The following is an 11,376-nucleotide window of genomic DNA, read 5'->3' as shown; positions in this document are numbered from 1 at the left end:
ACGGCTGGGACGGAAGTCGCTGTCGTTCTCAAAATCGGTGGAGCTGCATGACAAAGTCATCGGGCATTATCTGAACATAAAACACTATCAATAAGTTGGAGTCATTACCGGCTACTGGGTATTTTATTGGGTAACACGAAAAACAACCCGTTTCTGATAAAACAACGCCCATACGAAAACTGCGGATCATTCATGTCAATACTGAATGTATTATCCGATGCCATCCTGTCACAGAAGAAAGTAAATTTTAATTACAAAGATAAAGAGTTTCGGGCTGTTGAGGCATACAGGCTGGTTAATGACAAAGGGTTGTGGTACCTAGCAGCCTCCCATAACAGCACATTAAAAAGCTTTGTTATCTCATCTATCAAAGATGTTTGCGTGAGTAATATCGCTTTCAGTATACTCCCCGAAATTAATGAAAAAATAGAAAAAACAGATGGTATCTGGTATGGCGAAGATCTTATCGAAGTTCTCATTTCAGTTTCCGCACATGTTGCTCCGTGGTTTACCCGCCGTCATCTATTACCGAGGCAGGAAATAATTCATACTTCCTGGAATGGCGATTTACTGATAATATCACGTGTAGCACACACAAATCAGATAATACCTTTAATGAAATACTGGATGCCGGATATCGAAGTAATACGACCCCTCTCAGTCCGTCAACAACTTACTGAAGATATACAATCCGCACTGAAACGTTACACCCAGCCAAGTAACGCCCCGTAGAGACTCGGGTAATATCATTATCACTGAATGCTATTTCTGTAAGCTAAATAAATGGAGTTACCATGAATAAATACCCAGTTCTTATTGTTGTATCAGGATTTCTGACCGAAAATGACATTTCATGGTTAAACCGAATTGAAGCAGGGTGTGACCTTGATGTCAGGTACTTTCAATGGGAATCAGCAAATCTACTATCCATATTAAGTTCTGACATAGCGAATAAATGGGGATTATATACTCTCCTCCCCCTGAGAACGCCCCCTTTATTGTCATCAATCTCCATCCCATTTAAAGCGCGTCAGGCCTGGTATAATGCAACGAAAGCAGCAGTTAATAACAGAGAAAAATTAGCACACGTAATAAACGAGATATACGTTAAAGAAAAGCGTAATGTGATCATAATGGGTCATTCTTTAGGGACTCGATTAATAAACAATACATTACCCTATATTAAAAATGATAATATTCTCTTAACAATCTCTATGGCCGGAGCCACCCCAATAACAAGTTATACAGAGAATATAATGAAAATGGCTTACGGTTCAAAAATGGGGCATTTAAATATCTACAGTGAACATGATAAAGTACTTAACACGATATACCCTCTCGTTGAGTCAGTAACACCAATTGGGGTTCGGGAGGTGAGATTCAGACCTGCTCGGGTGATCAACTGGAAGTGGGATATTGGTCACACTGAATATATTACTTCAAACAGGATTGATTCATTAACACACTGGTTAAATGTTACCTGTGCCGATTTAGCTGATCCAGACGTAAAGCTCACTGACGACGACATAAAATTGTTTCATGATATTATTGATCTTGCGAATTTAACATGTCATAAAAACACTGTCGCACCTAAATTAATATCATTTGAGTAGTTAAAAAAAGGTTGCATTATAACGGGAGTGTATATTTACTCCCGTTAAGTTTCATATTTTATAGAATTGATATGGATTCGATTAAAAATTTCGTCTAACTCGTTCCCTTATCAAATTTGCCAGCCTTACCCTTCCAGGTGAAATAGTTTCCGTTACAGTTTTCAACTCTCAACAAATCACGCTGTCCGGTTCGGCGACTGACCGCGAAACGCTGACATATATCATTAACCGATACCGTATTACCGGTATACAGTTGAAGTAATATCCAGCACAGCCTTTCTGCGATCCTTTCACCGCGAGTTTTATACATCTGTAAAACCTTCAGTTATCGTCAACGATGACATAGTCCACCTCAAAACCCACATAACTGACTGTATTCATGAACATTTATTACCGGTGTAATACTGTCGTTGGGGTAATGGATTAACCGTTATCACCCTGCTACTGGAGAATGCACCATAGGGGGCAAAAATCACGAGGGATCTGAGATCCCCCGTGTCTGCACTTGTTTATGCGAACAGCCAGGAAAAAGAGACATCATCTCCATGCTGTGATGCACGCCACATACAGTAGATTACAAAGCCGCCCGCTTTCTTCCTGTTCATAACGGGTCAACAACTTTCCACAGTTACCGTTACCCGGTAAATCCCCATAGAGAGATGCTCCATAAAATTACGCTCCCACAGGGACCAGAGTTCATTCCTCTCTGCTGCCAGTGAAATATCTCCAGCCAGATAATGGAAGACATAATTCCCCGACCAGCAAAAATCAATTTCTTTTTCCAGTTCCGGGTAGACTCGTCCCATGTAACTAAAGTCTGTGACATAATCGAAATACCATTCGTTATCCTAACGGATGAATCGCATTTCAACCGGATGAAATCCGCCGGATTCTGCACTGTAGTCCGGATCACGGAAATTAATAACCACTGCCTCAGTTATTTTTTGTAAAACCTGATTTGCCAGAAGCGTAGTAATATGCTGCTGAAATTCTTTAGTCACAGGCAGAGTTAATCCTGCCTGTTTTAAGGCATATTGGGTTTGCATAATAAATTTTCCTTTAGAAAGTAAATAGTGGTGTGTGGTGATTTCTGGTTGTATAACAGTGCAGGAAATAAATTAATCCTCTGTAATCTTTTCCTGGCTACTGAACGTATTAAGTTTATTCAACCGCTCCCTCCAGTCCGGGTATAATACATGAGTAAATAACTTCTCTGGATGTGCCTCCAGCAGACATATATCCGGGGAGCGTAAAACTGCAGCCAGAAAACCTGCATTGTTGGCGCTTGCCCCTTTGAATAGCGGCCTGAATACTCCGGATGAGAAGCCGGTAGCAGGTTGTGTTTCCAGAACGGTTGCAATCTTTGAAAGTGAGATCCAGTCCTTAGAGAACAACCCTCCACAGCCATTTGCCACCAGACGAAGATAAAGTTCATTGTCCACCTCTGATATCGCCAGTTGCCATGTCAGCATACCACTTGCCTTAGGACTGATTTTTTCTGCCTGGCCTGTTTCAATGAGCAACTGATAGTCTTTTACATCAGATAATGTTTGTTCATCTGCACTGAGATTTTCATGAATAACCTCTGCCTCATTTTTAATCTCCTTCGAAACTGACTCAACATTATTTTTAACTAATTTTGATTTACTCATTTTGCGTTCCTGGTTTTGCTTGTGTTTAATAGCGTGATTCGGCCATAGAAACTAATAAATCAATACCCTTCAGAGGGCAATCGGGGTGAAATAAAAGATAAATACCGTTCCCGTTATCTTCCGTAACAGAAAGCATCAGGTAATAGTCATCTGTCAGACGGACTACAAATTCTGGATTTGCAATTAACTGATGAATCACATTTAATACCTGCGTTTTAATATCTTCAGGTACATCATCGGGCTCGACATATATTAATGTCACCCCGACTTCATCCCAGAAACTCATTGCAGAGTATTCATCTTCAAATGGGAGTACCAGCTCTGTTTTCAACAGACTCATTACTGACTCCGGAAGAAGGAGCGACGGCAGGTCTTGCCAGTTCGAGACAAATTTCATTGAATAATCCTCATAAACAAAAAACCCGATACGTTTTAAGTATCGGGGTTTTTATACATCCGCATAACTATTATTTACAGTTATTGGTTTTCTATTTAAATTCTTTCATAATACCCACAGTCCATACAGATAAGCACTGGCGCATTATTCCTTTCACACTGTTCAAGGAATCCAAATAGTTTTTTAATAGCCTTAATAATTTCTTTCAGTATTTCAGGTAAAAACTCCAGGCTAATATACCCAGAGCGTTTATTATCGGTTATTGATGGCAGTTTTCCTGCTGAACTTATCAATGTATTACAACTGCCACACTGTGGGCATTTTAAATGCATCCTCATTCTCCATATTTATAGTTTGCTAAAAAGTAGTCACATCTGCTTCGTAGCCGCAGTATTCAGAAGCAGGTCAGTCACTCCCTGCCCTGTCTGACGCATACGTTCCGGTGTTAATTTCGCGTAACGTTCTGTACTCTGAATACTGGCATGCGCCAGTTGGGCTTTAACGTCATACAGGCTGAATTGACCACTCGAAACCAGTAAAGAGGCAACAGAATGACGTGTGGTGTGAAAACAGACTTCATTCTTGTCTATACCGCACTGTGCCAGTATTTTTTCATATGCCCATCGGGGTTCCGATATCGGTTTTCCATTATCCTTAATGGCGAACAGATACGGATTACTGCCAACTCGTGGGATAGCATCAATAATCGATAATGCGGCATCGCTTAGATATACCGTCCGACTGCGACCATTTTTTGTATAAGGAATAAACAGAGTACGATTGGCCCGGTCGATATGTTCATGCCTGACATTAAGCATTTCTGATTTGCGTGTACCGGTTAACAACAACATGGCTATCAATCCCCCGGCAGCTTTGTTGGGATATTGGGTAGCAGCGTCAAGAATGCGCCTGATCTCATCAGCATCAAAAAAGCGCGTCCGCTGATTATTCTCTTTCAGTAAAGGGATCTTATCGGCTTCATTCTTTTCCAGCACATCCTGTCGCAACGCATAACGCCCCATCGTTTTCAGAATAGCAAGGGCTCTGTTACAGGTAGACGGCGCATATTGCTGCCCGTGAATACGCCCCTCCAGCATGTCAAACAGCACCTGTTGTATCTCTCTGGCCCTGAGATCGCAGTAACGTATCTTTCCCAGACGAGGTTCAATGTATTGCGTGAAACGCTGAACATCCTTATCCCAGGACTTTTTATGGCGCTTGATGAACGGAACATAGGTCTGGTGAAAAAACTCACTAAGCGTTGGCATCGCACGATAATTATCGCGCTCTGCCTTGGGGTCATTTCCAAGTGCAATCGCCTCCTTATGACGGCGAGCTATCTGGCGAGCTGTCCCCACATCAATTTCAGGGAATCTGCCAATACTGATACTTTTTTTGGTACCGTGGAATGTGTAGCGCAGGAGGAAACGTTTGTTACCCGTTCGACCTGAGAGACATTTGAGGCCAATAACTTCGGTATCAGATACCTCAAGCTCTGTAGATCTGGTATCTGTGTTTGCCGGAAGGGCTTTGATGGACGAATTGGTGAATCGGAAGGATTTTTGCATATTTATCCTCATGTATCTGATTGATATCATGAAAATAATATATATCTGAAGGTGTTTTTATTACGGGGCAGGATTGAAGAATGGAAAAGCTATTAGACGCGTACAAACGGATATTGCAGGAAGTTAACGCCCAGTCATTTAACCTGAATGAGGATAAATACTCAGGCGTATTTTTACCCGTGCCCTTTGAAGAATACTGGCATTCACCGGTAAAAATCATGCTGGTTGGACGTGAAACCGCAGGCTGGAATACGCTGAATGGTAAGAATACGATATCACGGGTGTTGGGACTTATACCTGACGTCACCATCGGGCAGGTGGTTGAAGAAGCTGTAGATCGTTACAGGAAACATCTTCCGGTACAAAATTATGGCACCACTAACCTCAAATCACGTAGCCGCTTCACGCAATATCATTTCAGGCTGGCCAGGGAGCTTAATATTCCTCCCCAGGCAATCGTGTATGCCAATCTACTGGCGTGGGATTACGACGGACTGACCCCTCTCAATCGCCCTCAAAATGAAGTGCAGGAAGTCATATTAGCCTCGCTGAAGCTGCTGGCGGTACAAATTAAACACCTTGAGCCTGATTTCATGATCTTTGCATCCGGAGCCCGGAGAACAGACTACATCATTAAACAGGTGCTTACTGAGCTGGGCGGTTATGAGACGTCTTCAGTCATTCCGGGGAAGCTATGGGAGTTCAAAACAGGTAATGCAATCTGTTTCAGAATTGCCCATCCAAGGGCTATGCGCGGACACAAGAAGTACAGAGATGAGGTGATTGCACGAATTAAGCAATTTTGTACTCAGGGTGGCTAGAGCATTACAGTTTGCTCAGCAGGCCCCCCTTCCCGGAAGAGTACCGGAAAACAGGCAAAGCGGCCTGGTTCTCTATGCTGGAGGCGACACGTTCAATTCGGCATTGCCAGGCTGTAGATTGCAGCTCATTGCACCCCGTGAGCACAGGATATGCACAGGGCGTGAATTGCATGCACAAAAAAACCACCCGAAGGTGGTTTCACGACACTGCTTATTGCTTTGATTATTCTGATGTTTCCCATGGTACCCGGAGCGGGACTTGAACCCGCACAGCGCGAACGCCGAGGGATTTTAAATCCCTTGTGTCTACCGATTCCACCATCCGGGCTCGGGAAGAAAGTGGAGGCGCGTTCCGGAGTCGAACCGGACTAGACGGATTTGCAATCCGCTACATAACCGCTTTGTTAACGCGCCAAATTCTTCAGGCCTTTCAGCCAGACATCCGCTTGACGCCGATGTCTTTTAAACTGGAGCGGGAAACGAGACTCGAACTCGCGACCCCGACCTTGGCAAGGTCGTGCTCTACCAACTGAGCTATTCCCGCATTCATCAAGCAATCAGTTAATCACTTGATTTTATTATCGTCTGGCAATCAGTGCCGCCGTTCGATGCGTTGCATTCTACTTACCTGGCGCGATGAGTCAACGATATTTTTCACCACTTTTGATCGTTTGCTGAAAATTGCGCCGAAACGATCACTGATCAAGCAAATCTGCACGCGCAGCGCTCAAATATTGCAACATTGACCACAGAGTCAGTACCGCAGCCACAAAGAAAAGTGCAATACCGGCGTACTCAACCCAAATGTTCGGACGCCACAGCAGCCAGGCCAGCGCCACCATCTGGGCAGTGGTTTTCACTTTCCCAATCCAGGAGACAGCCACGCTACTGCGTTTACCCAACTCCGCCATCCATTCGCGTAGCGCAGAAATAATAATTTCACGGGCGATCATCGTTGCTGCCGGTAAGGTCACCCACCAGCTGTGATAATGCTCGGTTACCAGCACCATGGCGATAGCCACGAGAACTTTATCTGCTACAGGGTCAAGGAAAGCACCAAACCGGGTACTCTGGTTCCAGCGGCGTGCCAGAAAACCATCGAACCAGTCAGTCACCGCCGCGACGCAGAAAATGAGCGCGGCGGCAAACGGCGACCAGGTGACAGGCAGATAAAAGACCAATACAAAGAATGGGATAAGGATGACACGGAACAGTGTAAGCAACGTAGGGATATTAAATTGCATAATGACGGGTAACTATCTGTTGTCAGTAAGATTACCCCTATGTTGCTACAGAGACATCAATGTTTCAACGACCAGAAGATCTTTTCTGCCAGACCTTGCGAAATACCCGGCACTTTTGCAATTTCCTCAACGCTGGCGTTACGTAAACCTTGCAAACCGCCCATATATTTCAACAACATTTGCCGACGTTTTGGCCCGACGCCTTCAATGGTTTCCAGGGAACTGGTATTTTTGACCTTCGCCCGTTTCTTACGGTGACCACCAATCGCGTGATCGTGAGATTCATCGCGAATATGCTGGATAACATGCAGCGCGGGAGAATCTGGCGGCAAACTGAATCCCTCACCTTCCGGCTCAAAGAACAGCGTTTCCAACCCTGCCTTCCTATCTGCACCTTTGGCAACGCCAAGAAGCAGCGGATGATTTTTATCCCATGAGACATCCAGTTCGGCGAAGACATTTTTCGCCTGCGCAAGCTGGCCTTTGCCGCCGTCAATAAGGATCACATCCGGGATCTTACTGTCGTCGATGGCTTTACCATAACGCCGACGCAGCACCTGATTCATCGCCGCATAATCATCGCCCGGCGTGATGCCAGTAATGTTATAGCGCCGATACTCCGCACGCAGCGGGCCGTTAGCATCAAACACCACACAGGAAGCGACGGTTTGTTCACCCATGGTATGGCTGATGTCAAAGCACTCCATCCGCTTCACTTCCGGCAATTTCAACACGCTGGCAAGCGCGGTCAGTCGCTGGTGAACGGTAGATTGCTGCGAAAGTTTGCTGGTTAAGGCCGTCGCCGCATTGGTGCGCGCGAGTTTCAGATAACGCGCCCGATCGCCGCGAGGTTTGGTTTGAACATTAATCTTGCGTCCCGCCAGTTCTGAAAGGGAATCGGCGAGCAGCGTTTTATCGCTAAGATTAAAATCGAGCAGGATCTCACCCGGTAAGGTGCGCATCTGGCTGCCTTGTAAATAGAACTGACCTACGAAGGTTTCTACCACCTCGCTCAGTTCCGTACCGCCAGGCACTTTCGGGAAATAGCTGCGGCTGCCGAGCACTTTGCCCTGACGAATGAACAATACATGGACACAAGCCATTCCCGCATCGAACGCCACACCAATAACGTCGAGGTCGTCGCCGGTATTGGACACAAACTGTTTTTCGGTGACGCGTCGCACCGCCTGAATTTGGTCGCGAATACGTGCCGCTTCTTCAAACTCCAGATTCTGGCTGGCAGTTTCCATACGGCTAATGAGTTGCGTAAGCACCTGATCATCTTTGCCAGACAAAAACAGGCGCACATACTCGACCTGCTGAGCGTATTCTTCTTCACTCACCAGTCCTTCAACGCACGGTCCCAGACAGCGCCCTATCTGATATTGCAGACACGGACGCGAGCGATTGCGATAAACACTATTTTCGCACTGGCGAATGGGGAATATCTTTTGCAGTAGCGCCAGTGTTTCACGTACGGCATAGCCATTCGGGAACGGGCCGAAATATTCACCTTTAGCATGCTTCGCACCACGATGCATCGCCAGACGCGGATGGGTATCGCCACTCAGGAAGATAAAGGGATAAGATTTATCATCGCGTAGCAAAACGTTGTAACGCGGCTGATAGAGTTTGATGTAGTTGTGTTCCAGCAACAGCGCTTCGGTTTCTGTATGAGTAACCGTTACATCAATTTGCTGGATCTGGGCGACCAGCGCTTCGGTTTTGCGCGAAGCGAGGTTGCTACGGAAATAGCTGGAAAGCCGTTTTTTCAGGTCTTTCGCTTTGCCGACATAGATAACCGTACCACCAGCATCGTACATGCGATAAACGCCTGGCTGGCTGGTTACGGTTTTTAAAAACGCTTTTGCGTCAAACTGATCACTCACTGACTTGATAATGTCTCCGCATTACACAGACCATGGCGAATTGCCAGGTGAGTCAGCTCAACATCGCCATGAATGTTTAGTTTACTGAACATACGATAGCGGTAGCTGTTCACCGTTTTCGGACTGAGATTGAGCTGTTCTGAGATCTCATTGACCTTCTGGCCCTTGGTGATCATCAGCATAATCTGCAATTCACGTTCAGACAAACTGGCAAATGGGCTTTCTGTTTTTTCTGGTTCGATCTGGCTTAACGCCATTTGTTGAGCGATGTCAGAAGCAATGTAACGCTGCCCTGAATAGACAGAACGGATCGCACTCACGACTTCCTGCGGAGCCGCGCCTTTGCTGAGGTAGCCAGCAGCACCGGCCTGCATGACTTTCGCTGGTAAAGGGTTTTCTGTATGGACGGTAAGCATGATGATTTTGACATCAGCTGTGGAACGCGCGATTTTACGCGTCGCCTCAAGACCGCCAATGCCCGGCATACTCATGTCCATTAGCACCACGTCAACGGCATTTGCCCGGCACCATTTAACGGCGTCTTCACCGCACGATGCCTCACCGACGACTTTTATACCCTTTATATCTTCCAGAATGCGTCGTATCCCTGCGCGCACCAGTTCGTGGTCATCAACAAGTAGAACGTTGATCAAAGGAATATCTCCAGAAATAGGGATAACGCTACTGATAGTTAGTCATTCGTATATTAGCGGTTTTTATTGCAACTTTGAAACGTTAAAAATGGTGGGTATTCGATTTTTCTCTCGTTTTTGTCAATTCGATTGTCCACAGTTATGGTCACGCCCGTCACCAACGGCTTCCGGGATCGTTTCACAGTAAGCCCTACGATGAAATGTGACAAAAATTGACTTTATTCAGCAAAAATGAAAATCAGCCCGCTGAATATGTAACATTAATTAACCCGAACAATACGGGCAAAAAACATTCATGATAAAAATATTTATTGGTCATTATATTAACGTATTTTATAGCACTGCCGATATCACGCTCAAAAAACAACCACTGCTATTTTTAGCAAAGCTTATGGTATACTCCGCCGCCTTAACATTTTTCACCGCAAATTTTCATTGCAACATGACGAGGAAAATAAATGAGTACGCCTGATTTTTCTACTGCCGAGAATAATCAAGAACTGGCAAATGAAGTCTCCTGCCTGAAAGCGATGCTGACGCTGATGCTGCAGGCGATGGGACAAGCTGACGCGGGCCGCGTGATGTTAAAGATGGAAAAACAGCTTGCGCTGATCGAAGACGAAACCCAGGCTGCAGTATTTTCCAAAACGGTTAAGCAAATTAAACAAGCCTACCGTCAGTAATATAAAACCGGCTGAGAGCGTGCCTTTCAGCCGGTTTTTGCATCTGGCACGCAGAAAGAAAAGCGATCAAATTAAGCCAGTAGCGGCCGCGTAACAGGCCACCTGGGTCTTATTTGGTGCATTGATTTTTTTCTGCATGTTTTTCTGATGGAAATTGACCGTATTCTCAGAGATTGACAAAATCATCGCTATCTCTGCTGATGTCTTCCCTTCCGCCGTCCATTTCAGAATTTCTTTTTCGCGCTTGCTGAAATTCATCTCTGGCGTCATCACTATTTCATCATTTAAACGCATCAGAGCCATCAGACTTTCTCGCACCAGTAACTGCATTTTTAATTGCAGTTCATCACTAAGAATGGGTATTTCGCGCGTGCTGCAACGGGAAAAGGACAAAAAGCCCAGCGCCCGATTTGGCAGCATTAAATACTGAGTGACACCGCGGCGTAAACCATGTGCGCGCGCGGCTTCCCATAACGGCTGTGCTTCGCTGAATAAGTCATCATTCCACATTAAATGGCCCTGACTAAAGTTTTCAGGGTTCAGCACAGGATCAATTGCGAGAAAGTTTTTTGCCTGATAATAACTAACCCAAGCCTCAGGGTAATTGGTGTAGAAAGCCACTTTAGGTCGCGTGAATGGTACCGGGTGGCGAACACATAACGAATAGTAATCGTACTCCAGCTGCTGAGCCTGAAGCTCTATTTCATGGTAGACCTCTTCTGCGGCCTCCATCCTCTGAAAACGCAACAGCATCGTGCGACGCCAGCTGAAAAAATCCGTATCCTGCATAGTAAACCGCAACGCCCCTGAGAGTGAGTATCATTTATAATGATAATTCAAACTATCACATAAATAA

Annotated in this window: 13 protein-coding genes, 3 tRNA genes and 1 pseudogene; 6 read left to right on the top strand and 11 right to left on the bottom strand. The window is 45.3% G+C overall.

All coding sequences use genetic code 11. From position 1 onward, the window contains the following. From ACJHWK_RS20690 to ACJHWK_RS20680, 3 genes are all read left to right on the top strand, one after another. Positions 1 to 94 (top strand): IS1 family transposase (locus ACJHWK_RS20690; RefSeq protein WP_000306640.1); only part of this gene is annotated, 94 nt, incomplete at its 5' end. A 98-nt stretch (positions 95 to 192) separates the two neighbouring features. Next, the gene (locus ACJHWK_RS20685; RefSeq protein WP_244600504.1) at positions 193 to 732 is read left to right on the top strand and encodes a WYL domain-containing protein; all 540 of its coding nucleotides are present in this window, start codon (positions 193 to 195) and stop codon (positions 730 to 732) included. A gap of 62 nt (positions 733 to 794) precedes the next feature. Then, a complete protein-coding gene (locus ACJHWK_RS20680) occupies positions 795 to 1,613 on the top strand; it encodes a DUF726 domain-containing protein (protein WP_106485799.1) in 819 nt (272 codons plus the stop codon). Between the two features lie 611 nt (positions 1,614 to 2,224). Here ACJHWK_RS20680 and ACJHWK_RS20675 read toward each other — a convergent pair. The 4 genes and pseudogenes from ACJHWK_RS20675 to ACJHWK_RS20660 form a co-directional block, all read right to left on the bottom strand. After that, positions 2,225 to 2,659, bottom strand: a pseudogene (locus ACJHWK_RS20675) (DUF2787 family protein). A 72-nt stretch (positions 2,660 to 2,731) separates the two neighbouring features. Beyond that, a complete protein-coding gene (locus ACJHWK_RS20670; RefSeq protein WP_410234916.1) occupies positions 2,732 to 3,265 on the bottom strand; it encodes a hypothetical protein in 534 nt (177 codons plus the stop codon). A gap of 25 nt (positions 3,266 to 3,290) precedes the next feature. Next, positions 3,291 to 3,662 carry a hypothetical protein gene (locus ACJHWK_RS20665; RefSeq protein WP_021546997.1) on the bottom strand — a complete coding sequence of 124 codons (372 nt, stop codon included), beginning with the start codon at positions 3,660 to 3,662 and terminating at the stop codon, positions 3,291 to 3,293. Positions 3,663 to 4,030: 368 nt separating this feature from the next. Next, a complete protein-coding gene (locus ACJHWK_RS20660) occupies positions 4,031 to 5,230 on the bottom strand; it encodes a site-specific integrase (RefSeq protein ID WP_001172378.1) in 1,200 nt (399 codons plus the stop codon). A gap of 80 nt (positions 5,231 to 5,310) precedes the next feature. On the opposite strand from ACJHWK_RS20660, the gene ACJHWK_RS20655 reads away from it, so the two are divergent. After that, complete coding sequence (locus tag ACJHWK_RS20655; protein ID WP_241221901.1) at positions 5,311 to 6,051, top strand: hypothetical protein; 741 nt, start codon at positions 5,311 to 5,313, stop codon at positions 6,049 to 6,051. Between the two features lie 241 nt (positions 6,052 to 6,292). Here the strand turns inward: ACJHWK_RS20655 and ACJHWK_RS20650 are convergent. From ACJHWK_RS20650 to uvrY, 6 genes are all read right to left on the bottom strand, one after another. Beyond that, positions 6,293 to 6,379: transfer RNA gene (locus ACJHWK_RS20650), tRNA-Leu, on the bottom strand. 12 nt (positions 6,380 to 6,391) lie between these two features. Further along, positions 6,392 to 6,465 (bottom strand) — tRNA-Cys (locus tag ACJHWK_RS20645). 54 nt (positions 6,466 to 6,519) lie between these two features. Beyond that, positions 6,520 to 6,595 (bottom strand) — tRNA-Gly (locus ACJHWK_RS20640). 151 nt (positions 6,596 to 6,746) lie between these two features. Continuing rightward, positions 6,747 to 7,295 (bottom strand): CDP-diacylglycerol--glycerol-3-phosphate 3-phosphatidyltransferase, encoded by a 549-nt coding sequence (gene pgsA / locus ACJHWK_RS20635; protein WP_001160187.1) that lies wholly within the window; start codon positions 7,293 to 7,295, stop codon positions 6,747 to 6,749. Between the two features lie 56 nt (positions 7,296 to 7,351). After that, positions 7,352 to 9,184 carry an excinuclease ABC subunit UvrC gene (gene uvrC / locus ACJHWK_RS20630; RefSeq protein ID WP_001283421.1) on the bottom strand — a complete coding sequence of 611 codons (1,833 nt, stop codon included), beginning with the start codon at positions 9,182 to 9,184 and terminating at the stop codon, positions 7,352 to 7,354. Continuing rightward, positions 9,181 to 9,837, bottom strand: a complete 657-nt coding sequence (uvrY, locus tag ACJHWK_RS20625) for a UvrY/SirA/GacA family response regulator transcription factor (RefSeq protein ID WP_000611328.1) — start codon at positions 9,835 to 9,837, stop codon at positions 9,181 to 9,183. Before uvrY ends, uvrC begins: the two co-directional genes overlap by 4 nt. Positions 9,838 to 10,132: 295 nt before the next feature. Here uvrY and yecU point away from each other — a divergent pair, with 295 nt between their 5' ends. Together yecU and yecF are read left to right on the top strand one after the other, a co-directional pair. Continuing rightward, on the top strand, positions 10,133 to 10,309 hold the full coding sequence (yecU, locus tag ACJHWK_RS20620; RefSeq protein WP_000590347.1) for a protein YecU: 177 nt from the start codon (positions 10,133 to 10,135) through the stop codon (positions 10,307 to 10,309). Then, entirely contained in the window at positions 10,296 to 10,520 is a 225-nt protein-coding gene (gene yecF / locus ACJHWK_RS20615; RefSeq protein ID WP_000106474.1) for a DUF2594 family protein YecF, read from the top strand. Before yecU ends, yecF begins: the two co-directional genes overlap by 14 nt. Before the next feature lie 66 nt (positions 10,521 to 10,586). Here the strand turns inward: yecF and sdiA are convergent, their stop codons facing one another. Further along, complete coding sequence (sdiA, locus tag ACJHWK_RS20610; protein ID WP_001154271.1) at positions 10,587 to 11,309, bottom strand: transcriptional regulator SdiA; 723 nt, start codon at positions 11,307 to 11,309, stop codon at positions 10,587 to 10,589. Positions 11,310 to 11,376 lie beyond the last annotated feature (67 nt).

The sequence above is a fragment of the Escherichia sp. WS547 genome (assembly GCF_046486065.1).
GTDB lineage: Bacteria > Pseudomonadota > Gammaproteobacteria > Enterobacterales > Enterobacteriaceae > Escherichia > Escherichia coli.
Note: the sequence above shows the minus strand (reverse complement) of the source record. Positions and strands in the feature narration are given on the sequence as shown.